General features: G+C 41.4%; 22 protein-coding genes. All 22 read right to left on the bottom strand.

Translation table 11 applies throughout. The features are described 5' to 3' along the window. Nucleotides 1-118: 118 nt before the first annotated feature. Nucleotides 119-2,209: a polyribonucleotide nucleotidyltransferase gene (locus BLT18_RS01265; protein WP_091271125.1), complete on the bottom strand. Its 2,091-nt coding sequence runs from the start codon at nucleotides 2,207-2,209 to the stop codon at nucleotides 119-121. Nucleotides 2,210-2,478: 269 nt separating this feature from the next. Then, nucleotides 2,479-2,748 carry a 30S ribosomal protein S15 gene (gene rpsO, locus BLT18_RS01260; RefSeq protein ID WP_091270454.1) on the bottom strand — a complete coding sequence of 90 codons (270 nt, stop codon included), beginning with the start codon at nucleotides 2,746-2,748 and terminating at the stop codon, nucleotides 2,479-2,481. A 151-nt stretch (nucleotides 2,749-2,899) separates the two neighbouring features. Then, on the bottom strand, nucleotides 2,900-3,859 hold the full coding sequence (gene ribF / locus BLT18_RS01255) for a riboflavin biosynthesis protein RibF (RefSeq protein WP_091270452.1): 960 nt from the start codon (nucleotides 3,857-3,859) through the stop codon (nucleotides 2,900-2,902). A gap of 38 nt (nucleotides 3,860-3,897) precedes the next feature. Continuing rightward, on the bottom strand, nucleotides 3,898-4,827 hold the full coding sequence (truB, locus tag BLT18_RS01250) for a tRNA pseudouridine(55) synthase TruB (RefSeq protein WP_091270451.1): 930 nt from the start codon (nucleotides 4,825-4,827) through the stop codon (nucleotides 3,898-3,900). 120 nt (nucleotides 4,828-4,947) lie between these two features. Beyond that, entirely contained in the window at nucleotides 4,948-5,310 is a 363-nt protein-coding gene (rbfA, locus tag BLT18_RS01245; protein WP_091270449.1) for a 30S ribosome-binding factor RbfA, read from the bottom strand. 18 nt (nucleotides 5,311-5,328) lie between these two features. Beyond that, nucleotides 5,329-5,607 carry a DUF503 domain-containing protein gene (locus BLT18_RS01240; protein ID WP_091270447.1) on the bottom strand — a complete coding sequence of 93 codons (279 nt, stop codon included), beginning with the start codon at nucleotides 5,605-5,607 and terminating at the stop codon, nucleotides 5,329-5,331. After that, a complete protein-coding gene (gene infB, locus BLT18_RS01235; RefSeq protein WP_091270445.1) occupies nucleotides 5,604-7,703 on the bottom strand; it encodes a translation initiation factor IF-2 in 2,100 nt (699 codons plus the stop codon). The genes BLT18_RS01240 and infB overlap by 4 nt, the downstream gene beginning before the upstream one ends. Nucleotides 7,704-7,721: 18 nt before the next feature. Further along, on the bottom strand, nucleotides 7,722-8,024 hold the full coding sequence (locus BLT18_RS01230; RefSeq protein WP_091270443.1) for a YlxQ family RNA-binding protein: 303 nt from the start codon (nucleotides 8,022-8,024) through the stop codon (nucleotides 7,722-7,724). Then, nucleotides 8,024-8,296: an RNase P modulator RnpM gene (rnpM, locus tag BLT18_RS01225; RefSeq protein ID WP_091270440.1), complete on the bottom strand. Its 273-nt coding sequence runs from the start codon at nucleotides 8,294-8,296 to the stop codon at nucleotides 8,024-8,026. Before rnpM ends, BLT18_RS01230 begins: the two co-directional genes overlap by 1 nt. A gap of 22 nt (nucleotides 8,297-8,318) precedes the next feature. Then, the gene (gene nusA, locus BLT18_RS01220; protein WP_091270438.1) at nucleotides 8,319-9,518 is read right to left on the bottom strand and encodes a transcription termination factor NusA; all 1,200 of its coding nucleotides are present in this window, start codon (nucleotides 9,516-9,518) and stop codon (nucleotides 8,319-8,321) included. A 54-nt stretch (nucleotides 9,519-9,572) separates the two neighbouring features. Further along, nucleotides 9,573-10,043 carry a ribosome maturation factor RimP gene (gene rimP / locus BLT18_RS01215; RefSeq protein WP_091270437.1) on the bottom strand — a complete coding sequence of 157 codons (471 nt, stop codon included), beginning with the start codon at nucleotides 10,041-10,043 and terminating at the stop codon, nucleotides 9,573-9,575. A gap of 310 nt (nucleotides 10,044-10,353) precedes the next feature. After that, entirely contained in the window at nucleotides 10,354-14,655 is a 4,302-nt protein-coding gene (locus BLT18_RS01210) for a PolC-type DNA polymerase III (RefSeq protein WP_091270435.1), read from the bottom strand. 181 nt (nucleotides 14,656-14,836) lie between these two features. Next, nucleotides 14,837-16,549: a proline--tRNA ligase gene (locus tag BLT18_RS01205; RefSeq protein WP_091270434.1), complete on the bottom strand. Its 1,713-nt coding sequence runs from the start codon at nucleotides 16,547-16,549 to the stop codon at nucleotides 14,837-14,839. A gap of 40 nt (nucleotides 16,550-16,589) precedes the next feature. Continuing rightward, a complete protein-coding gene (gene rseP / locus BLT18_RS01200) occupies nucleotides 16,590-17,852 on the bottom strand; it encodes an RIP metalloprotease RseP (protein WP_091270432.1) in 1,263 nt (420 codons plus the stop codon). A gap of 13 nt (nucleotides 17,853-17,865) precedes the next feature. Then, nucleotides 17,866-19,014, bottom strand: coding sequence for a 1-deoxy-D-xylulose-5-phosphate reductoisomerase (locus BLT18_RS01195; protein ID WP_091270431.1), 1,149 nt, complete (start codon nucleotides 19,012-19,014; stop codon nucleotides 17,866-17,868). Nucleotides 19,015-19,223: 209 nt separating this feature from the next. Further along, nucleotides 19,224-20,021 (bottom strand): phosphatidate cytidylyltransferase, encoded by a 798-nt coding sequence (locus BLT18_RS01190; protein WP_091270429.1) that lies wholly within the window; start codon nucleotides 20,019-20,021, stop codon nucleotides 19,224-19,226. A gap of 13 nt (nucleotides 20,022-20,034) precedes the next feature. After that, nucleotides 20,035-20,799, bottom strand: coding sequence for an isoprenyl transferase (locus tag BLT18_RS01185; protein WP_091271124.1), 765 nt, complete (start codon nucleotides 20,797-20,799; stop codon nucleotides 20,035-20,037). Nucleotides 20,800-20,932: 133 nt separating this feature from the next. Further along, a complete protein-coding gene (frr, locus tag BLT18_RS01180) occupies nucleotides 20,933-21,490 on the bottom strand; it encodes a ribosome recycling factor (protein ID WP_091270428.1) in 558 nt (185 codons plus the stop codon). Next, the gene (gene pyrH, locus BLT18_RS01175; protein ID WP_091270426.1) at nucleotides 21,490-22,209 is read right to left on the bottom strand and encodes a UMP kinase; all 720 of its coding nucleotides are present in this window, start codon (nucleotides 22,207-22,209) and stop codon (nucleotides 21,490-21,492) included. Before pyrH ends, frr begins: the two co-directional genes overlap by 1 nt. A 236-nt stretch (nucleotides 22,210-22,445) precedes the next feature. Next, the gene (tsf, locus tag BLT18_RS01170) at nucleotides 22,446-23,327 is read right to left on the bottom strand and encodes a translation elongation factor Ts (RefSeq protein WP_091270425.1); all 882 of its coding nucleotides are present in this window, start codon (nucleotides 23,325-23,327) and stop codon (nucleotides 22,446-22,448) included. A 149-nt stretch (nucleotides 23,328-23,476) separates the two neighbouring features. After that, a complete protein-coding gene (gene rpsB, locus BLT18_RS01165) occupies nucleotides 23,477-24,229 on the bottom strand; it encodes a 30S ribosomal protein S2 (RefSeq protein WP_091270423.1) in 753 nt (250 codons plus the stop codon). A 154-nt stretch (nucleotides 24,230-24,383) separates the two neighbouring features. Beyond that, the gene (locus tag BLT18_RS01160) at nucleotides 24,384-24,884 is read right to left on the bottom strand and encodes a DUF6115 domain-containing protein (RefSeq protein WP_091270422.1); all 501 of its coding nucleotides are present in this window, start codon (nucleotides 24,882-24,884) and stop codon (nucleotides 24,384-24,386) included. Between the last annotated feature and the right edge of the window lie 97 nt (nucleotides 24,885-24,981).

Below are 24,981 nucleotides of genomic sequence, written 5' to 3'. Positions count from 1 at the left end.
TTCTCCCCCCTGTCCATATACTATGCACACGCTGCTGGGGGATAGAACGTTCATTTTGCAACCGCTTATCGCAAACAGTAAAAAGCACTTGGCCAAAGCCAAGCGTCTTTTCTGTGCATTATTCTTGGTTCTGTTCTTTTAATAACGCTTTACGTGAAAGATTTACTCTTCCTTGGTTATCAATTTCCGTTACTTTCACCATAATTTCATCACCGATTTTTACAACATCTTCAACTTTATTCACACGCTCATTTGCCAGCTGAGAAATATGAACAAGTCCGTCCTTTCCTTTAAACAGCTCAACAAATGCGCCAAATTTTTCAATACGTTTGACTTTACCGAGATATGTTTCGCCTACTTTCACTTCACGAACGAGATCTTCGATAGTTTGTTTAGCTTCATTATTTGCTTTTGCATCCGTAGAAGATATATAAATGGTACCGTCTTGTTCAATATCAATTTTAACTCCTGTATCTTCAATGATTTGATTAATCGTTTTTCCGCTTGGACCAATCACATCACGGATTTTATCAGGATCAATTGTCATCGTCAGGATTTTTGGTGCATAAACAGAGAGTTCACTTCTTGACTCGCTAATGGCTGTTAACATATTCTCAAGTACTTTCATCCGCGCAGATTTTGCTTTTTCAAGCGCGTATTCCAAAATATCCCGGTCAATACCGGATATTTTTATATCCATTTGCAAAGCAGTTACACCTTGTTCTGTTCCCGCCACTTTAAAGTCCATATCACCTAACGCATCTTCCATGCCTTGAATATCCGTCAATACAGTAACATCTTCATCTTCTTTCACTAACCCCATTGCAATCCCTGCAACAGGTGCTTTAATCGGTACCCCGGCATCCATCATGGCCAATATGCTGGCACAAATACTTGCTTGTGAAGTGGATCCGTTTGACTCTAACACTTCTGAAACGAGGCGAATAGTGTATGGGAATTCTTTTTCAGGCGGAATGACCGGCTCTAACGCACGTTCACCAAGAGCACCATGCCCAATTTCACGCCTTCCTGGTCCTCGCATTGGACCGGTTTCTCCTACACTAAACGAAGGAAAGTTATAGTGGTGCATAAATCGTTTGGACTCTTCCATGCCCAGCCCATCTAAAATTTGTACATCTCCAAGTGCACCTAGTGTACAAACGCTCAACGCCTGGGTTTGTCCCCGTGTAAATAAACCAGAACCATGCGTTCGAGGCAGCATCTTTACTTCAGATGACAAGTTTCTGATCTCATCTGGGCCTCTTCCATCCGGACGTACCTTCTCTTTCGTAATAAGCCGGCGGAACTCTTCTTTAACAAGCATTTGCAAAATCTCTTTAACTTCTTCCTGCTCTTCTTCTTCAAACGTATCAGCTACTTCTGCTTTCACGTTTTCAATAGCTTCTTCTCTTGCTTTCTTTTCTTTCACTTGTACAGCTTCTTTTAATTGAGACTCCGCCACTTCACGGACTTTTTTCGTTAAATCTTGATTAAGCGTTTGTAATTCTACATCCATTTTTTCTTTTACGCCGGCTTCTTGCATGACTTTTTCTTGAAATTCGACGAGGCGCTTAATTTCATCATGGCCAAACATCACTGCTTCAAGCATGATTTCTTCCGGTACTTCACTCGCTCCAGCCTCAACCATATTAATGGCATCTTTTGTACCTGCTACTGTCAGCTCAATATCACTTTTTTCCATCTGTTCGGATGTTGGGTTGATAATAAACTCCCCATCGATTCTTCCGACATTCACACCTGCTACAGGGCCTGAAAACGGAATATCGGAAAGGCAAAGCGATAGAGAAGAACCAAGCATAGCAGCCATTTCTGATGAGCAATCTTGGTCGACACTCATCACCATGCTGACAACTTGTACTTCATTTCTAAATCCGTCCGGAAACAGTGGACGAATCGGACGATCAATTAAGCGGCTTGTCAAAACCGCCGTTTCACTTGGACGGCCTTCTCGTTTAATAAAACCTCCCGGAATTTTCCCTGCTGCATAGAGACGTTCCTCATAATTCACTGTCAGCGGAAAAAACGGAAGATCTTTCGCTTCTTTTGAAGCGGTTGCAGTCGATAGTACTGCTGTATCTCCATATCTGACTAATACTGATCCGTTTGCCTGCTTGGCCAGTTGACCGGTCTCCACCTTCAACTCTCGGCCTGCCCAGTCAAACGTAAATGTTTTTAATTCTTGTTCCATTTCCAAAGGATCTTCCTCCTGTTTCAAACATAATTGCACAATTAAACGTTTATACTTCTTAGTTTAGCCGTACATCCTCTATTTTACAAATATAATGTGAGAAAAGATAAACTTTTTGCTTTTTCTATATAAAGATATTGTCTCCTTTATGGTTGTATCACCGTATGTATCCATTTATACATAATGAGAAAAAACTTGGCCGGCTGCAACCAAGTTATGATACAAACATGTTTGTTGTACAACAAAAAGCGGGATTTCTCCCGCTTTTTTTATCGGCGCAAACCGAGCTTCTTAATAAGATTACGATAACGTGTAACATCCTTGTTACGCAAAAATGTTAACAAATTACGACGCTTACCGACCATTTTTAACAGCCCACGACGGGAGTGATGATCTTTTTTGTGATCACGTAAATGTTCATTTAGACTGTTAATTTGCTCTGTAAGGATAGCTACTTGAACTTCTGGAGAACCAGTATCTTTATCATGTGTCTTAAATTCTTCTACTAGTTCCTTTTTACGTTCTTGTGTTAAAGCCATCCTAACACCTCCTTTATTTTCTTTATCACCAATTCCCTAGCCAACCGTCGGAGTTGCTCGTGCTGGCCAAGCAAATGGCTGTTTTTTGTACATTGATTAGAATACCTTTTTTAACGTGAAAATGCAAGAGAAGATGATGAATTCCTTGCAATTATTTGCTTTCTGCAGACGAAAGAATCCTTGCAGCTGTCTGTTTATCGAGTTCAATCTGCTTTACTAATTCATCAGCAGAAGCAAACTTCTTTTCCCCGCGAATATAATCATGCCATACCACCGTCACTTTTTCTCCGTATACATTACCAGCAAAGTCAAAAATGTGGACTTCAATAACAGGTTCTGCTGTTTTATCATCGTGAAACGTTGGCTTATATCCAACATTGCACACTCCGTTATACCACGTGCCAGCGATATGTATTTGTACAGCATAGACACCGACAGCAGGAAGAAGGTATGAATCTGTCATCTTGACGTTTGCTGTTGGAAAACCAATCGTTCTTCCACGCTGCTCGCCTTTAACAATCATTCCTTTTACACGGTATAAACGCCCCAGCAATCGATTGACTGTTTGAATTTCCCCCATTTGAATATGGTGCTTCACACGTGTCGAACTAATTTTTTGATCGTGATCAGTTACTTTTCCAACAGTCGTTTGTTCAAATGTATTCCGTGAATGAAACGGCAGCGTTTCCATTGTGCCTCTGCCAAGTTTCCCATAGGAAAAATCAAATCCTGCCACAACGTGAACAGCATGAAGACCAATGATGTATTGATCAACAAACTCTTGCGGGTAGAGAGAAGCAAATGTTTTATCAAAATGCACAATAAATAAATAGTCTGCTTTTTCTTGCTTTAATTGCTCTTCTTTTTCAGGCAGCGGCGTGATATAACGCATATCGTTTTCAGAAATAGCGGGCGAGAGTACAGCCTTAGGATGGGGATGAAAAGTCATGACGCCAAGCGCCTTTCCTTGTTTTTCTGCAATGTCGCGGGCAGTCTGTATCACCTTTTGATGGCCGCGATGGACTCCATCGAAATATCCCAGAGCAAGCACCATTTCTGGATACGTTGTGTTTTGAGCTTGTTGTTCATGATACAAATATATTGTTTCCACGGTCTTTCACCTGCCGTTTTTCGGTTTTACCAAACACATCATACCTTGATGTCATCTTCACCATTTGTCACAAGCATCGTCTTCGGTTTCATGTATCCGGGCTTTTTCGGATGATCAGCATACATAGCCAGCGCTTTCCCGTTATAAAGCAACAGATATGTAGAACTTTTAACATGCTCACGCTTAGGAAGCACCGCTCCATGCATGATTTTACGAGCCATGTGCTGGTCTACTTCTATTTGTTCCATGTGTGCAAGAGCATTAATAATATTCAAAATGGTTGCATCTAGTTGCCCTTGCTGTTTTTTTCTTCTTAATTCTTCTAATGTATAACACATATCCGTCGTAAATGGACCAGACTTCGTGCGCTCTAAATCTGACATATGAGCTGGATATCCAAGCTCTCTTCCAATATCAACAGCAAGTGTTCTCACATATGTTCCCTTGCTGCAAGTAATATCAATCCGGAAGGAGAGCGTCTCTTCCTGTTTTCGAATGCTGCTTTCTAACAACGTTATATCAAAAATTTGTATTGTTCTTGTTGGCCTTTTAACAGTGATTCCTTCTCTAGCATACTCATATAGTTTTTTCCCATTTACTTTTACCGCTGAATACATCGGCGGCGTCTGTTCTACTGTGCCAAAAAAAGATGTCAAGGACTGCTGAATGGTCTGTACTGATAGACCGGGTGCCACTGTTTGTTTATCAACAATCTCACCACTGGCGTCTTCTGTTGTCGTACTGTATCCTAATGTTATTTCTGCTTCATATTGTTTTGGCAGATTGGTTATGTACTCAGCGACTTTTGTTGCTCTGCCGATACAAATGGGAAGCACACCTTCCACATCAGGATCAAGTGTACCTGTATGACCAACTTTTTTTGTTTCAAATAATCTCCTCATCTGTATAACACAGTCATGCGATGTCATCCCTTTTGGTTTATACAGCGGTATGATTCCATTTGGCATATGTCACTCACCTGCCTCTGACTGCCTTTAGCTTTTAAAAAAAAGAAGCTGCCTGTAAACGAAGGAACACACGGTATGCATGCCTGTCCTTCGTTTATAAAGAGACAGCTTAAATAAGCTTTAGCGATTTTCATTTGAATCTTCGTCATGAATTTCTTTTAACAGCCGCTCAATCCTGTTTCCATAATCAATCGATTCATCAAAATGAAACGAAAGTTCGGGAGTTTTACGTAAATGTACACGATTGCCAATTTCGCTCCGGATGAACCCTCTGGCTTTTTGCAGTGCTGTTAATGTTTCTTCTTTATCTTTCTCTTCCCCAAGCACTGTGACAAATACTTTAGCTTGCTGCAAGTCACCTGTTACATCCACACCAGTGACTGTCACAAACTGTACACGTGGATCTTTGACTTCACGAGCTAAAATATCAGCAAGTTCTTTTTTTATTTGTTCACCGACGCGATCTGCTCTGACATTGCTCATATTTATTGACTCCTTTCGTTAAAGCCATTCAAACTCCGTTACTGTACGTTCTATCTCTGGCATGCTGTCAATCATATCAAGAGCGGTATGCAGCTCTTTTTCCACCATGGTTCTTTCATGATTAACTGCAACAATCGATATTGCGGTACGCTGCCAGAGATTTTGATAATCCATTTCGGCAACCGACACATTTAGCTTTTGCTTTAACCTAGCAGTTATACTTTTTAACACGGCTCGCTTTTCCTTTAACGACTGGGCTTGATAAATATAACATTCGCAATGTGCTGCTCCAATCATGCAGGCCTGATTTCCTCCATGATATAAGCTTCAATAATGTCGCCTTCTTTGACATCATTATAGTTTTTGAGTGTAATCCCGCACTCATAACCTGCTTGTACTTCTTTCACATCATCTTTAAAGCGTTTCAACGCATTGATTTCGCCTTCATAAACAACTACGCCGTCACGTATGAGACGTACTGTGGAATCTCTTGTAATTTTGCCTTCTAAGACATAACTTCCTGCAATTGTACCAATGCGCGATACTTTAAAGAGTTGACGAACTTCTACTTGCCCAATCACTTTTTCCTGATATTCTGGGTCGAGCATCCCTTTCATCGCTGATTCAATTTCTTCAATCGCGTCGTAAATGACTCTATGCAGACGAATGTCTACTTTTTCTGCTTCTGCTGTTCGTTTGGCATTGGCATCCGGACGAACGTTAAAACCAATAATTAATGCATTAGATGCAGACGCCAAAATCACATCTGATTCAGCAATAGCCCCGGCACCTGCGTGAATAATATTAATCTTAACGCCTTCTACATCAATTTTTTCCAAGGAACCTTTCACTGCTTCCACAGACCCTTGTACATCTGCTTTAACAATGACGTTAATTTCTTTGACGTCTCCTTCTTGGATTTGTTCAAACAAATCATCAATGCTTACTTTAGAAGTAAGATTTCTTTCTTCTTCCCTAGCACGAGTGGCTCTGGCTTCACCGAATTGGCGGGCTTTCTTTTCATCACCAAAGATAACGAACTGATCCCCCGCGTTTGGCACTCCGTTCAATCCGGTAATTTCAACTGGCGTTGAAGGCCCGGCGGTTTTGACACGCTTTCCTAAATCATTGACCATGGCTCGTATTTTACCATACGTATTACCAACAACAATTGGATCACCAACATTCATTGTCCCTTCTTGTACTAACAGCGTAGCAACTGGACCTCTTCCACGGTCAAGTTCTGCTTCAACAACCGTTCCACGCGCTCGTTTATCTGGATTCGCTTTTAATTCTTCCACTTCTGCAACAAGTAGAATCATTTCTAACAGTTCATCGATACCATTACCTTTTAAAGCTGACACGTTAACAAAAATTGTGTCACCGCCCCATGCTTCGGGAACAAGTTCAAATTCTGTCAGCTCTTGCATCACTCGATCAGGGTTCGCTCCTTCTTTATCCATCTTGTTTACCGCAACAATAATTGGCACTTCTGCTGCTTTCGCATGGTTAATCGCTTCTTTTGTTTGCGGCATGACTCCGTCGTCTGCTGCAACGACTAGAATAGTAATGTCCGTCACTTGTGCGCCGCGCGCCCGCATTGTTGTGAAAGCAGCGTGACCTGGTGTATCAAGGAACGTTATTTTCTTCCCGCTTTCTCTGACTTGATATGCACCAATATGCTGTGTAATGCCGCCTGCTTCCCCAGCAGTCACTTTTGTATGGCGAATAGAATCTAAAAGTGTTGTTTTCCCGTGGTCAACGTGACCCATGATGGTCACCACTGGCGGACGTTCTTCCAAAGATTCTGGATCGTCTTCTTCTACTTGATGTTCGATATCAAGCTCATCTACTTCTACGATTTCCTCAACTTCCACCCCGTAGTCTTCTGCAATTAACTCAACCGTTTCTTTTTCCAAATCTTCATTTTTCGTCGCCATTACACCTAAGAACATCAGCTTTTTAATCAGTTCAGAGGAATCTTTGTTTAATTTCTCTGCTAATTCGCCAACGGTCAATGAACCGCTGTACGTGATCTTTTCTGGTGTTTGAGCAAGCTGTTTTCCTTGCTTAAATTGTTGATGATTATCCCTTTTTCTTTTTTGCTTTTTCGCTTTTTTGTTGTTTTTGTTTTGGTTCGGGTTATTTTTAGTTTTATTCATATTGTTTTTCTTTTTATCTCCTCGTCCACTATTGTTATTGGATGACTTACTATCTGTCTGAGCGTTGTCTTGGCTGCCTTGTTTTTTTCCTTCTAATTTTGCAATCGTATGCTCATCTATCACAGACATATGGTTCGTCACATTTACATTCATATTCTTCAACTGTTGCACAACTTCTTTGCTTGATTTATTTACCGATTTCGCATATTCATATACTCTCATTTTTTTCATAAGCATAACCTCCACCTTCTAATCATCCAGCATTGAGATCAGCTTGTTAGCAAACCCTTTATCTGTGACACCTACAATTACACGGCTATGTTTTCCAATAGCTTGACCGAGAGAATCCCGATCTTTTGCAATCAACATTGGCACGTGATAATAGCTGGACTTATCTCTAAATTTTTTTTGCGTATTTGGTGAAGCATCGCTGGCTATAATGACAAGATGAAGTGAGCCTTTTCTCATTTCTTTTAAAACGGTATCGTCTCCCGTCTTGACTCTCCCAGCTCTTGCAGCCAGTCCAAGGAAAGAAAGAAAAGATGCTGTCATTATGTTCTTCCTCTCTCTCGTTCATCAAGTAGACGATTATAATCTTCTGGCGACACTTTGACATTTAGATGACGGGAAAGCGCGTCTGTTTTCTTGGCCTTGATAAAGCATTGTTCGTCGTTGGTTAAATACGCACCACGACCATTCTTTTTGCCTGTATGATCAACAAATACGTGGCCATCAGGATCTCTTACAATGCGAATGAGCTCTTTTTTTTCTTTTGCTTCACCGGTAACAATGCACTTTCGTATAGGCTTTTTACGTTTCACCATTCACCGCTCCTTTCCCCGTCTGTTACTCTTCTTCTACAAACTCATGATTATCATCGAAGTACTCATCATCCTGACGAAGCTCATCGTGTGCCTGCTCATCTTCACCTGTGAACTGCTCCACACCTGTTTGTGTTTCATTTGATTCCAGCGGAGCAGCCGCCGGCGCATTCGGGTCGTATAATCCTAGTTTAACCGCTTCTGATTCGCTTTTTATATCAATTTTCCAACCCGTTAATTTGGCTGCCAGCCTCGCATTCTGCCCGCGCTTTCCGATTGCCAGCGAAAGCTGATGGTCCGGCACAATAACAAGTGTACTCTTGTCTCCTTCATCCACTTGCACATCGAGTACTTTGGACGGACTCAGAGCATTGCTCACATATTCAAATGTATCTTCGGACCAGTGAACAATATCAATCTTTTCCCCTTTCAATTCATCTACAATAGCTTGCACACGCTGCCCCTTCGGCCCGACACAAGCACCAACAGGGTCTACTTCCGGATCTTCTGCATAGACAGAAATTTTTGAGCGGTCTCCTGCTTCTCTAGCAACGGACAAAATTTCTACAGTACCATCATAGATTTCGGGCACTTCAAGTTCAAACAGACGCTTCAACAGCCCTGGGTGACTGCGGGATATAAGTATTTGCGGTCCTTTTGTCGTTTTTTCTACTTTCGTAATATACGCCTTAATCCGATCATTGTGTTTATACGTTTCATTTGGCATCTGCTCGCCCTGCGGAAGTAATGCCTCCACTTTACCGAGATCCACATAAATAAATCGATTATCCTGACGCTGCACAATACCTGTCATGATGTCTTCTTCCCGATCAATGAATTCGGAATAAATAATGCTTCGTTCCGCTTCTCTCACTCGTTGTGTTACTACCTGCTTCGCTGTTTGAGCAGCTATGCGCCCAAAGTTCTTTGGGGTGACTTCTAACTCGACAACGTCATCTAACTCATAGTTCAGATCTATCTCTTTCGCCGCTTCCAATGCAATTTCAAGTCTGGGATCAAAAACTTCTTCCACTACTTCTTTGCGAGCAAAAACACGGATACTTCCATTCTCCCGATTAATATCCACTCGTACATTTTGGGCTTGATTAAAATTTCGTTTGTAAGCAGAAATTAATGCAGCTTCAATAGCTTCAATAATGACTTCTTTTTCAATACCTTTATCCGTTTCCAATGTCGTTAATGCATCCATAAAATCACTGTTCATGGACTTTGGTTCCCCCTTTATGATCCGGCTGATCATGTGTCCGCCGGCATCCTCTTAAAATTGAACAGCTAACCTTGCTTTAGCTACCTTATCATAAGGTACCTTGTAAACTACATTTTTTTGTTTTACTTTTCCTTCTATCGTTAACGTATCACCGTCAAAGTCTTGCAGGCACCCTTCAAAGGCTTTATCACCATCTATTGCTTCATACGTCGTAACATAGACATGTTTTCCAATAGATCTTTGTATATCAGAAGCGTTCTTTAAAGGCCGTTCTGCCCCAGGTGAGGACACCTCAAGGTAATACATTCCTTGAATGGGGTCTTCTTCATCAAGTTTCTCGCTTAACTGTTCGCTTACTTTCCCGCACTCTTCGATGTCAACACCATCTTCACCGTCTATAAACAAGCGCAGAAACCAGTTTTTTCCTTCTTTTTTATACTCTACATCGACCAATTCCAAATTCATCTCTTCTAGTATTGGTTCAGCTAATTTCGCCGCTGTATCTTTAATCTTTCCGCTCATGTGCTGCCTCCTTCTAAAGAAAAATCTTTGCTCTTTTGATGAATGCATCAGTTGTCTAGTGCAAGAAGGGCATTATCTGCTGACCATACACACACTCTATTGACAAGTTTGTGTATACAGTAAACAGATATTTTTTAGTATTTACTAATCAACGTATTACATGTACTTTCTGCATCAAAAGCATATCTAATAGCAAACGAAAGAGTGGGCAATAACCCACTCTTCCCCCGTACTTATTCGAAGTATCCATTGAAAAGAATACCATACTCTGCCATCAAATGCAACAAACCTCCATACAGACAAGGAGACTTTAAAAAAGCGATAATTGATTTGAATCCGGCAGTCCTTCTAAACAGCCATGCAAATCTAAATGTTCCATGACTGTTTTCGTTACTTTACTGCGCTGCTGCAAATCCTCTTTAGATAAAAATTCTCCATCTTCTCGTGCCTTTGCAATGTTAATTGCAGCATTTGTGCCTACACCATCCAACGCATTAAAAGGCGGTATTAAACTATCACCATCTACGACAAACTCAGTTGCTTGTGAACGATATAAATCTACCTTTTGGAAAGAAAAGCCCCGTTCACACATTTCAAGCGCCAGCTCTAAAACAGTCACTAAACTTTTTTCTTTCGGAGAGGCCTCCATGCCTTTTGCATAGATTTCCTCAATTTTCCCGCGTATTGAAGATGCACCTTTAACCATTGTATTCAAATCAAAATCATCGGCACGTACCGTAAAATACGCTGCGTAAAATAAAATAGGGTAATGCACTTTGAAATACGCAATTCGAACAGCCATTAATACATAAGCTGCCGCATGGGCTTTAGGGAACATGTACTTAATTTTAAGACACGACTCGATATACCAATCCGGCACACCGTGTTTTTTCATTTCCTCTACCCATTCTTCTTCGAGCCCTCTGCCCTTTCGAACAAACTCCATAATTTTGAATGCTAGAGAGTGCTCCACTCCTTTGTAAATTAAATAAACCATAATATCGTCACGGCAGCCAATCACATCTTTAAGTTCACATGTCCCGCTTTGAATAAGCTCTTGCGCATTGCCAAGCCATACATCAGCACCATGAGAAAGACCTGAAATTTGAACGAGTTCTGAAAAGGTGCTGGGGTTTGTTTCTTCAAGCATTTGCCGTACAAAACGCGTTCCAAACTCTGGTATGCCGTATGTTCCTGTTTTACACATAATCTGATCTGGTGTAACACCAAGCACTTCCGGTCCGCTGAAAATTTTCATTACTTCTTTATCATCCGTTGGGATTGTCATGGGATCAATCCCGCTCAAGTCTTGAAGCATACGAATTACAGTAGGGTCATCATGGCCTAAAATATCCAGCTTTAACAAGTTATCGTGGATAGAGTGGAAGTCAAAATGTGTTGTTCTCCATTCCGCATCCTTGTCATCTGCTGGATATTGAATGGGACAAAAGTCATGGATATCATACTCATCCGGAACAACGATAATGCCGCCCGGGTGCTGGCCAGTCGTGCGTTTCACACCAGTACATCCCGACACGAGCCGGTCAATTTCAGCACCGCGGTAATGAATGTCTAAATCGCTTTGATACCCCTTTACAAACCCATAAGCAGTTTTATCCGCAACGGTTCCAATCGTACCCGCACGATAAACGCTGTCTTCTCCAAATAGTTCCTTTGTGTAGTTGTGAGCTACCGGCTGATATTCACCAGAAAAATTCAAATCAATATCTGGCACTTTGTCACCTTTAAATCCTAAAAACGTTTCAAATGGTATATCTTGTCCATCTTTAATATACATTGCTCCACATTTTTCACATTCTTTATCTGGTAAGTCAAAGCCCGACCCAACAGAGCCATCATTAAAGAAGTACGAATGCTTGCAAGACGGACATACATAATGAGGCGGCAGCGGGTTAACCTCTGTAATTTCTGTCATCGTCGCAACAAATGATGACCCCACGGACCCGCGTGAACCTACTAGGTAGCCATCATCCAACGATTTCTTTACCAGCTTTTGTGAAATTAAGTAAATAACCGCAAAACCATGGCCTATAATACTTTCTAATTCTTTTTCGAGCCGTTTTTCCACGATTTCTGGAAGTGGGTCGCCATAAATACTTTTGGCTTTACCATAGCTCATATCACGAATTTCTTGATCGGAGCCTTCGATATTAGGCGTATACAATTCATCTGGTATCGGATGTATTTCCTCTACACGCGCAGCAATATCTTGAGAATGGTCAACCACGACCTTCTTTGCCGTATCAGCATCTAGAAACGAAAATGCCTGAAGCATTTCAGATGTTGTTTTGAAATGTACAGGTGGAAGCGTCTGTTTATTAAGCGGATTTGCCCCGCCTTGTGATGCGATTAATATTTTGCGATAAATATAATCTTCCGGCTCCATGTAATGTGCATTTCCTGTCGCAACAACTGGCTTTTCTAGTTCTTTCCCGAGAGAAACAATTTTTTTCAGCACGTCATAAATGGCTTCTTCGTTTGGAAGCAGCTCTTTTTCAAGCAAATGCTGATAGTTTTCCGGCGGCTGAATTTCCAAGTAATCATAAAACTCAGCTGCTTTTTTTGCTTCCTCCGCCGATTTTTGCATCATTGTTTCAAACACTTCCCCTTTGTCACACCCAGAACCGACAATTAAGCCTGTTCGATGCTGCTGAAGCTTCGACCGAGGGATGCGCGGGGTACGATAGAAATAATCAATATGCGACATGGACACGAGTTTATATAAATTTTTTAAGCCCTCTTGGTTTTCTGCAATAATTGTGCAATGAGACGGGCGAAGACGGTGAAAATCTCCTTTTCCCATATTTTTATTTAACTCATAATGCTGTTTAATGCCTTCTTCTGTCGCATCTTTTACCATTTTCCAAAGCAAATAGCCCGTGGCTTCGGCGTCGTAAATCGCACGGTGATGACTTACTAATTCAATATCAAACTTTTTACAAAGCGTATTGAGGCGGTGATTTTTCAACTGTGGATATAAAAAGCGGCCGAGCTCTAACGTATCAATCACGGGGTTTTCCGTTTTTTCCAGTCCTGCTTTTTTATAGCCTTCATTTAAAAAGCCGATGTCAAAACTAGCATTATGGGCAACGAGCACCGTACCTTGGGTGAAGGCATGGAATTTTCGCAGCACATCGTCCACTTCTGGAGCATCTTTTACCATATCATCAGTAATACCTGTTAAATCGATGATTGTATCTGACAGCTTTTGGTGTGGGTTTGCAAATGATTCAAAGCGGTCGATAATTTCGCCGTCTTTTATTTTTACCGCTGCCAGTTCAATAATTGTATCGTACACTACCGATAAACCGGTTGTCTCAACATCAAAGACGACATACGTGTCACTATACAAATCCCGGTCTGCTTCATTGTAAGCAATCGGCACACCATCATCCACAAGATTTGCTTCCATGCCGTATAATATTTTAATGCCATGTTTTTGTGCGGCATTGTAAGCTTCCGGGAACGCCTGGACCACACCATGATCTGTGATGGCCACTGCGTCGTGCCCCCACTCTGCTGCCTTTTCTACATACTGCGATGCAGTTGCCGTTGCATCCATTTGACTCATGACCGTATGAGCATGCAGCTCCACTCGTTTTTCATCCGCCTCATCCGCACGCACCTGCTGCGGTTGTATCTCCACAATATCGTTAGCAATCATAACTAAGTCACGGACAAACGTGTCATTTTGTACGCCGCCCCGTACTTTCAGCCACATTCCTTTTTTTAGGGCTTCTAACTTAGGAATATCTTCTTTATCCCGGGAAAACATTTTTACTAAAATTGAATCCGTATAGTCTGTTATCTTAAACGTTAAAAGTGTCCTGCCGCTGCGAAGCTCTTTGGTCTCTGCTTCGAACACATAACCTTGCACTGTCATTCTTCTTTCCTCATCTTGAATAGTCTCAAGCGGCACTGGTTCATCTTTAATCGGATAGCCGATTTGAAGAGGTTTGTTTTTATTTTCCTGACTCGCTTGCTGTTCCTGCTTTTTCTTCTCCATCATAGCTTCGACTATTTTAGAATGGTCTTCCTGTTTCTTTTTCTCTTCAAACTGTGCCACTTCTTCTGCTGAAGTTTCAACCAACGTATCGATTTGACAAAATGAAAACCCAAATGATGCTAACACTTCATTTAATGGCTCTTGTAACCGACGCTTCAACGCTGAGCCTTCTGCTTCATTTTTACAAGTGATTGTCACAATGTTTCCGTTGACAGTTGGTGTATTCCCTTGCAGCCGTTGCCTGGCGTATGGTGCAAGCCCTTCTAGCTTACTAACAACAGAGGGCCAGTACATCGGTAAATCAGAGAGCGGCAGCGCTTTTTCACTATACGATATCGAAAAATGTACATCTGCTATTTGTTGAAAAGCTTTGGTCATTCGCTGTTCAAGCTGTACATACACTTCATATGGAAGAGGATTAGGTAAAGTGAATTGAAAATGCCATTTCTTCTCTTCTTTCCAAATTGTTAACTTGTCAACTCTTCCTTCACTAAAATATTTGTTTACCACATCTTCTGGCATCATGACCTGTTGAAGGAGCAATTGAAAGCGTTCTTGTCTAATGTGATCTTCCCCGGTGCTCATCTGGATTATAATCCTCCTTCACAAAAAGCACATAGCTTCCCTATGGTTTCTTTCAGCATGTACAGGCATGCTGAGCGTTTACACACATGTATTTTGTCACACAATACTCCTAACAATGGAAACAAAAGGGCTGTTTTAATAGGCTTCAAGGGTGAAAGCCTGATAAACAGCCCGCATGTTGTTACTGTATTTGTTGATACAATGTTGTCAAGTAAGAATCCAGTTCATCAACATGAACTTCCTCCATATTGCCGTCACGTCTTGTTTTCACTTCGACAATTCCTTCTGCTGCCCTCTTTCCACACGTTACTCGAATCGGCAGCCCTAATAAGTCAGCGTCTTTAAATTTTACACCAGCACGTTCTTTTCTATCATCAATCAACACGTTATATCCTGCCTTTTTCAACGATTCATATAAACTTTCCCCGAGGTTCACTTGTTCTTCTTGTTTTGTATTTAATACAAGGACGTGCACATCAAAAGGAGCGATGGACTTTGGCCATATTAGTCCATTATCGTCGTGGTGCTGTTCGACAATAGCAGCTATTGTTCGACTGACTCCAATACCATAACATCCCATTATCATTGGCTGAGAACGGCCGTTTTCATCCAAATACACAGCCCCTAACGCTTCACTGTATTTCGTGCCAAGCTTGAACACATGACCAACTTCAATGCCCTTTGCAAACTGAATGGTCCCTTTGCCATCTGGAGACGGATCTCCTTCTTGGACAAGGCGGAAGTCGCCATATGACGTCACAGAAAAATCGCGCTCTGGATGAACATTTTGATAATGCTTGTCCTTTTTATTTGCCCCACAAACACCTGATACAACAGATTTAACCGCAAAATCACAAACAACTGTCACTTCTTCTGGAACGTTTACCGGTCCGATAAAGCCGGTTTCTACTCCCATGATATCAAAAACTTCTTTGTCCTCGGCAAGTCTTACGTCTTCTGCTTCAAACGCATTACTTACTTTGATTTCGTTAATTTCATGGTCGCCCCGGCAAACAACAAGAATCGGCTTGTCATCAACTAAAAACAAAAGCGACTTTAATAAACGATCACTGTTGATTTGAAGACCTTGTGTAAGCTCTTCAATCGTCCGCATGTTTGGGGTATGGATATCTTCCATTGTCTCTTTCGGTGCTTCTGCTTTTTCATACATATCAGGCAAATCAGCAATTTCAACGTTCGCTGCGTAATCAGAAGCACCCGAGTAGGCAATCGTATCTTCTCCTACATCAGACAGCACCATAAATTCATGAGTTCCACCTTTGCCACCAATGGCTCCTGCGTCAGCTTTTACTGCCCGAAAGTCAAGACAGCAGCGCGAAAAGATATTTGTATAGGCGTTAAACATGGCCTGGTAGTTCTTGTCTAACCCTTCTTTATCCGTATCAAACGAATAGGCATCTTTCATCATAAATTCTCGTGAGCGCAGCACCCCAAAACGAGGACGGCGTTCATCACGGTATTTCGTTTGAATCTGGTATAAATTCATTGGTAGTTTTTTATACGAATTCACATTATCACGAACAAGACTCGTAATGACTTCTTCATGTGTTGGCCCTAATACAAAGTCACGTTCATGCCGATCTTTTAAACGCATGAGCTCTGGACCGTAATTATTCAGCCGTCCGGATTCTTCCCATAACTCCGTTGGCTGAATGGCAGGCATTAATAACTCTTGTGCTCCCGCGTTGTCCATTTCTTCACGGATAATTTCTTCAACGTTGCGAAGCACTTTTTTTCCAAGCGGTAAGTACGAATAAATACCAGAAGCTGTCTGACGGACAAGTCCTGCTCTTAACATCAGCTGGTGACTGGGAATATCCGCCCCTTGCGGAATTTCTCTCATGGTAGGACTAAAAAATAATTGCTGTCTCATAAACATAGAACCTTCTTTCTTATGTTATTGCGTCAATTTCTTACATGAAAAATTTATTTATATCATTCCACGTTACAACAAGCATCAGTAAAAACAGCAAGGCAAAGCCGATAAAATGAATCATGCCTTCTTTTTGCGGGTCGATTGGTTTTCCCCGTATGGCTTCTGCAAATATAAACAACAGCCTTCCACCATCTAACGCTGGCAGCGGCAATAAGTTCACAATACCTAAGTTGACACTGAGCATCGCTGCCCATTGAATTAATACCGCAATACCTAAAGCTGCCGCTTCCCCTGTGTAATTATAAATCCCTACAGGACCTGACAAATAGTCTAAAGAAAAATCACCGGTCACAATCATGCCGAGCACATCAAATATTAACATACTTACCTGATAGACTTGACTCGCTCCATATTGCACGGCTTCTAGTGGAGAATGGGCCATGACGCTCGTAACACCAATAATACCGATTTCTTCTTCCGCCATTTCATCATACCGCGAACCGGTTTCAACAGGAACTGTCAATAACTCTCCGTTTCGCTCAACTTGAAAGGCAATTTCTTCGTTAGGGTGCTGTTGAATTGCTCTCGTCATTTCCGTCCAGCTGTCTACCTCTTCTCCTTCGATAGAGACAACGCGATCTCCTTCTTCAAGCCCTGCATCCCTAGCCGGGCTCTCCTCCGTAAATTCGCCTAGTGCTGCGTCGTCTTGAGGAACGCCATTAATCAAACCGAATGCAACTAAAATGACAAAAGCAAGCACAAAGTTCATAAACGGACCGGCAAAAATGGCCATTGCTTTTTGCCATGGCTTTTTGTAACCATATTGCCGGTGGATGGGAGCAATCTGTTCAGGCTTTTCATCAACAATGACGTCACATTTTTCATCCACATCAAATGACTTCAAGCCATCCTCTTCATCGGTATACGCCTCGATTTGCAACTTGCGTTCGAGATCTATTCTCTCAACAGAAACAATTTTCGCTTCTGGATGTTTCGATTTGTTATTAACAATGATTTCACGGACTTTGTTCGCTTCGTTAAATACCAGTCCGACTTCATATCCTGGCTTTATTTGGACAGCTTCCGGGTCTTCCCCCGCCATGCGGACAAACCCGCCTAAAGGTAAAAGTCGAACGGTATAAACCGTTTCATTTTTCTTTGTCGAAAAAATCTTAGGCCCAAAACCAATTGCAAATTCACGGCACAGAATACCAGCTTTTTTAGCAAAATAAAGATGTCCCCATTCATGAACCGCTACGAGCACACCAAATATGATAATAATCGCAATTAAAGTATCCACATTTCTCCCACCTTCATCCTATTCGAGAGCTGACAAATTCCCTTGTTTCCTTGTCTACTTCTAAAATCGTATCCAAATCTGGATGTTGTATCGTTTGATGCCGTCCAAGCGCTTCTTCAATATGGGTTTCAATTGATAAGAAGGTGATTTGACCGTTTAAAAAGTGCCGGACTGCTTCTTCATTGGCTGCATTTAATACTGTTGGAAGCGTCCCTCCCGTTCGTCCTGCTTCATAAGCATAGCGCAGACAACGATACCGGTCAAAGTCAGGCTTTTCAAAGTGCAGTTTCCCTATTTCCCATAAGTTTAACCTTTCCGTATCATTTAATTCAAGCCTATTTGGATAAGACATGGCATATTGGATTGGCACACGCATATCTGGAGAACCTAGCTGGGCAAGTACGCTTTTATCACGATATTCTACAAGTGAATGAATAATGCTTTCTTTGTGAAGAACAACATCAATGTCATCATAAGACATATCAAACAGCCAATGAGCTTCAATAACTTCAAACCCTTTGTTCATCATCGTAGCAGAATCAATGGTAATCTTTGCACCCATTTGCCAGTTCGGGTGTTTAAGTGCATCTTCTACGGACACCCCTTCTAATTCACTGCGGCTTCGGTCTCTAAAACTTCCTCCTGACGCGGTCACAATTAACCGTTCTACTTCTTGACGCCGATTGCCTTCTAAACTTTGAAAGATTGCAGAATGCTCACTATCTACTGGTAAAAGCTGCACCTGATGTTTTTTTGCTTTTTCAGTGACAAGGTGTCCGGCAGTAACCAACGTTTCTTTGTTGGCAATACCTATATCCATGCCTGCTTCCATCGCTTGCAGCGTTGGCTCTAAGCCAAGACTTCCCACTAAAGCATTCATTAAAAAATCCGCGTTGTCTGCAACAGCTGCTTCAAGCAAGCCTTCTTTCCCATGTAACACTTTAACAGCTGGGTCTACTTGCTGCTGAATATGTTCTGCGTCCTGCTTTCTTTCAACTGCTACGACATTGGGCGAAAACTCTCTAATTTGTTTGAGCACTAACTCTATATTACGGCCGGCTGCTATCGAAACTAAATTGAATTCATCTCGATGTGTTCGAATAATGTCCAATGTTTGGGTTCCAATCGAGCCAGTCGAACCAATGAGTGCAATATTTTTCATGAAGATACTCCTTTGTGTCATGATGGACGTTTTTTGTTAAAAAGGTTCTTTTTCATATTGCTGTTGTTATGGCGGTACTATCGGCTATGCTTACGGAGAAAAACTTCCTTCTCTGAAACTCGCAAAACAAGTGTCTTTTTCGCACATTGAATGATCAGTTCATGTTATCCACCTGCTTACATAGGAAGTTGCTACCTGCAGCAGAGCTGTTAGAAAAAATGGAAGAAATGTAGAACGGGCATCACAAAAATCAAACTATCAAAGCGGTCCAGCACGCCTCCATGGCCTGGAAGGACTGTTCCGGAATCTTTCACCGCATAATGACGCTTTAACGCCGACTCCACTAAATCACCAAGTTGTCCAAATACAGATGTCACGACGATGAATAGTATTAATGTCGTTATGGACGAATAAATCGGAAAAAAGAAATGAAAGATTCCGCCGACGACTGCAGCCATAACGATGCCGCCGATGAATCCTTCAATGGTTTTTTTTGGACTGATATCTGGAGAAAGCTTGTGCTTCCCCCAGCGTTTGCCAACAAAATAAGCACCTGAATCAGTGGACCAAATAAGAAACAAAATAAATAATATCAACGTAAGTCCGATTTCTTCTAAATTCCGCGCCACCAAAAAGTGATAAAACCCATACCCTATATAGACGGAAGATAATATGACAAAACCTGCTTCATCAAAGGTGAACGTGTTCTTCGTGAACACCGTCAATGCCAGCAGTAAAAGAATAGTCATTAAAAATAGTTCCGCTTTTGATACAGGCATAAAAAAAACAATGTTTAGCCATTCAGTTGGTACAAGCAAAATCCACATAATACATAAGCTAATAACCCCCATTAAAGAAAACGGCCGAATTCGTTTCATTCGCAGCAATTCAAACATCGCCATCGATGCAACGATGGCAATAGCTAATGTGAATACTGTATTTCCTATAATGACTACACTTATAAAAGCAACTGCTCCAATTATTCCTGTAATAAGCCGCTGTCTCATTATTTATCCTCCATTATACACCGCCGTACCGCCTTTTGCGCTGCTGAAACGTTTGAATTGCCTGTAAAAGGTCATGTTCTGTGAAATCAGGCCACAATACTTCGGTGAACCAAAACTCGCTGTACGCCAGCTGCCACAACATAAAATTACTTAATCTCTGCTCTCCGCTCGTTCGAATCAGCAAGTCCGGCTCTGGCAAGTCACTGCATAATAAATTGCTTGCAATTAACTTTTCATCTATATCTTTTGCTGCAAGTTTGCCTTTTTCTATATCTTTGCCAATTTCCTTCATGGCATAAACAAGTTCATGACGGCTTCCATAATTTAAAGCCAAGTTTAACACAACCCCTGTGTTGTCTGCCGTTTCCCGCACTGCTTTTTGAACTGCTTTTTGAGTATGTGCAGGTAATAATGACTTTTCTCCCATTGTGCGCACCTGTACATTATTTTTCTTTAACTTCGGCAGCTCTTTCGACAAAAAACGGTCAGGCAATTTCATTAAAAATTCAACCTCTGATTTAGGCCGCTTCCAATTTTCGGTGGAAAAAGCGTACAGGGTTAAGTATCGAACACCCACCTCTGATGCTTTTGCAACAATTTTATTAATCACTTTCATGCCTTCCCTATGACCTGCTACGCGCGGCAGACCTTTTTGCTTTGCCCATCGCCCATTTCCATCCATAATAATGGCTATATGTTCCGGAATATTGCCAAGTTTTGTTGCTTGAGTATTATCTATCGCATTTGCATTTCTAGCATGAAAAAATTGATCATCCATGTAGAGGGCACCAGCCTTTGTTAAAAGTATCACATCTATGTAGCATCGAGAAAATAACATACAATGGTGCAAAAAAACCCTCCTAACGTAGAAGAGGGTTTCATAACATGCTTTCATTGTAACGTGATTTGCATTAAACTTCCATAATTTCTTGTTCTTTATTTTCTGCTGCCTTGTCAATTGCCTGTATATGTTTATCGGTAATCTTTTGGACCTCATCTTGATGCCTTTTTAACTCATCTTCCGAAATCTCGCCCTCTTTTTGCTGCTTTTTCAAACCATCGTTTGCATCGCGGCGTACATTGCGCACAGCCACTCTTGCCTCTTCTGCATATTTTTTCACGAGCTTGCTTAACTCTTTTCGCCTTTCTTCTGTCAAGGAAGGAATGTTAATGCGAATCACACCGCCGTCGTTGTTCGGAGACAAACCAAGGTCTGCTTTTTGAATCCCTTTTTCAATATCACCAATTGAGGATTTATCAAAAGGCGTGACAATAAGAAGGCGCGCTTCTGGTACAGAAATCGTTGCTAACTGGTTTAACGGCGTCTCTGCTCCATAGTAATTAACCATGACTTTGTCAAGCATGGAAGGATTTGCTCGTCCAGCTCGCAACGTAGCTAATTCACGGCTGAGTGCATCAACCGATTTGCTCATTCTCTCGTTTGCTTCTTGAATTATTTCTTTTGCCATTATTCTTTCCCCCTGACCACGGTTCCAATATCTTCACCAAGAACCGCTTTTTTTATATTACCTTCTTCCATAATGGAAAATACGAGCAGCGGGATATTATTGTCCATGCAGAGCGTTGAAGCGGTTGAATCCATAACTCCTAATCCTCCGTTTAATAAATCCAAATACGTCAGCGTTTGGTATTTTTTAGCATCTGCATGTACTGATGGGTCTGCATCATATACGCCATCTACATTATTTTTAGCCATCAAAATTACTTCTGCTTCAATTTCCGCTGCGCGAAGTGCTGCTGTTGTATCGGTGGAAAAATATGGGTTACCTGTACCGGCTGCAAAAATAACAACACGCTTTTTTTCCAAATGCCGTATCGCTTTGCGGCGTATGTAAGGTTCAGCTACCTGCCTCATTTCAATCGACGTTTGCACTCTTGTTTCCACGGCATTATCTTCTAAGCTGTCTTGTAGAGCCAGCGAGTTCATAACAGTCGCAAGCATTCCCATGTAGTCTGCTGTAGCTCTATCCATCCCTTTTGAGCTTCCGGCCATTCCTCGCCAAATATTGCCTCCGCCTACAACGACAGCAACTTCTACATCTAATTCTACTATTTCTTTTATTTGGGACGCAATGGATTGTATGACGTCTGGATCAATTCCATAACCCTGCTGGCCAGCCAACGCTTCCCCGCTTAATTTTAATACTACCCGTTTGTATTTCGCCATGATTAACCCCCGTTTTTTTGCTTGCAATAACGTCGTGATTTGTCATGTGATCGTGATGTAAAAGAAGGCTCTTATTGAAAAACAGGGGCTGTTATCGGTGTCATCGAAACAGTCCCCAAAAACGTCGTCACAAAAAGGGGGCTTACAGGCAACGTGACTTTATGAAGAGGTATGATATATCTTCATCAGACGGCCACTACTACACTACGCTGTTAAGCCCCTGTCTTTTGGTGCAGTTATTTTTTCACTTGTGACATAACTTCTTCTGCAAAGTTATCTTCGCGTTTTTCCATGCCTTCTCCTACTTCATAACGGATAAATGTTTTTACGGCAGCGCCTTTGCTTTCTACATATTTGCCAACTTTTTGATCAGAGTCTTTGACAAACTCTTGGTCAAGTAAGCAGATTTGTTCAAAATATTTATTAAGGCGGCCTTCTACCATTTTTTCTACGATATTTTCAGGCTTTCCTTCATTAAGCGCTTGTTGTTTTAATACTTCACGCTCTTTTTCTGCTTCTTCTTTTGGCACTTCATCACGGGAAACATAGCTTGGGTTAATAGCAGCAACGTGCATGGCAACATCTTTTGCGATATCTTCATCTGTTGTACCTTCTAGCATTGTTAATACGCCAATACGTCCTCCCATATGCAAATAGGAGCCAAATGCTGCATTATCACCTTTTGTAAGTACTTCAAAACGGCGCAATGAGATTTTTTCACCGATTTTCGCAATTTGATCATTAATGTATGTTTCTAGTGTTGTACCATCTTTCATTTCACTGGAAAGAGCGGATTCTACGTCAGCTGGTTCTTTTTCCAACAAGTAATCAGCAATCGTTTTTACAAGTGTTTGGAAATTTTCATTTTTCGCAACAAAGTCCGTTTCAGCGTTCACTTCTACAATGACTGCTTTATTACCTTCACTCGTAACGTAAGTAAGACCTTCTGCAGCCACACGGTCTGCTTTCTTAGCAGCTTTGGAAATACCTTTTTCACGAAGGTAGTTCACTGCTTCTTCCATGTTTCCATCCGTTTCTGTCAAAGCTTTTTTGCAGTCCATCATTCCTGCACCCGTTTTTTCGCGTAGTTCTTTTACCATGCTAGCCGAAATAGCCATTCCATATTCCTCCTCTAATGTATTCATTTCAAACATTTATATCCTGTGCATATGTTTTGCAAGGAAAAAGGGTGACAAAGGGCATCCCCCTTTTATCACCCTTTATGGTTAAACATATAACAATCTGCTGTACAGAGCGTTTAGGAAGATTAAGAAAGGGTTTCTTCTTCTTCCTTCTCTTCTGCCGCTTCCTGCTGCTGTTCTTCAACAGCTTCTTCTGCTCCTTGCGTTGCTTCAATTACAGCATCAGCCATTTTAGAAGTTAATAGACGAACGGCACGGATAGCGTCGTCATTACCAGGGATTACCTTATCGATTTCGTCTGGATCACAGTTTGTGTCCACAATGGAAATGATAGGAATGTTCAATTTATGCGCTTCTGCTACAGCAATGCGTTCTTTGCGCGGATCAATGATAAAGATGGCATCTGGAAGTTCGTTCATTTCTTTAATGCCGCCCAAAAACTTTTCAAGACGCTCCATTTCTTTTTTCAACAGCATTACTTCTTTTTTAGGAAGAACATCAAACGTTCCATCTTCCTGCATTCTTTCAATATCTTTCAAACGTGCAATACGCTTTCTAATCGTAGCAAAGTTTGTTAGTGTTCCGCCTAACCAGCGCTGATTGATATAATACATTCCAGAACGCTGCGCTTCTTCGCGTACAGAATCTTGAGCTTGTTTTTTCGTACCTACAAACAAAATCTTTCCGCCGTCAGCGGCAAGATCACGCACATAATTGTACGCTTCTTCTACTTTCTTTACTGTTTTTTGCAAATCAATGATGTAAATGCCGTTTCTTTCAGTAAAGATATAACGGCTCATTTTTGGGTTCCAGCGGCGAGTCTGGTGTCCGAAGTGAACCCCTGCTTCGAGCAGTTGTTTCATGGAAATAACAGCCATTTTTATTCCTCCTTAGGTTTTTTCCTCCGTCTGCTTCATATTTAAGCAAAACCCTCATGCGGGGCACCATTGCTTAAATCAGCCAAACGTGTGTAATAACACCGTGGATTAATATACCATACGTCACACAGCAAAGCAAGATTGTCATCCGTTTTTATTGATAAAATTTTAACAGCAGCTCTACTTCGCCTTTTCCCATATTCAATTGTTTCGCAATTTCTCCTTTTTCATACCCTTGATTGGCTAATGAGAGTACTTTTGCTTTGAACGATACTTCATATGTATCTTCTGTATCTTCGATGTCTTCGTTTTTATTCGGAATAGAAAAATTATTTTCACGTATGTTTTCTCTCTTATCAGTGCGCTCTTGCTGTTCAGGACGTTTATCACTTTCTTCTGCTGCTTGTTGTGTTTGCTGCTGCAGCTCATATATTCTGGGTGCTGACGTTTGAGTTTGCAGCGATTGTTTTAGCGCTTCGTTTTCTCGCTTCACTTCATTGGTATAGGTTTCGAGCAAACCTTTGACATCCTCACGAACATTCATAAGATTGCCGCGCTCTTTTTGTAAGGCCTTCTGTTTTTTAGATATCACGACAAGAAAGCCTATCGTTACAATGTGAACGAAAAAGCTTAACACTATAAAAGCCACAGTCATAACTATTCCTCCTCTCACGTGTTTTTTCTTGTTTTCAAGAAGGGATATGCTGCACGTTATGCACAGCTTGATGCTCTCGTGCAACGGCACGTAAAAA

The sequence above is a fragment of the Alteribacillus persepolensis genome, assembly GCF_900099605.1.
GTDB lineage: Bacteria > Bacillota > Bacilli > Bacillales > Marinococcaceae > Alteribacillus > Alteribacillus persepolensis.
This window is presented reverse-complemented; position numbering and strand designations above follow the sequence as displayed.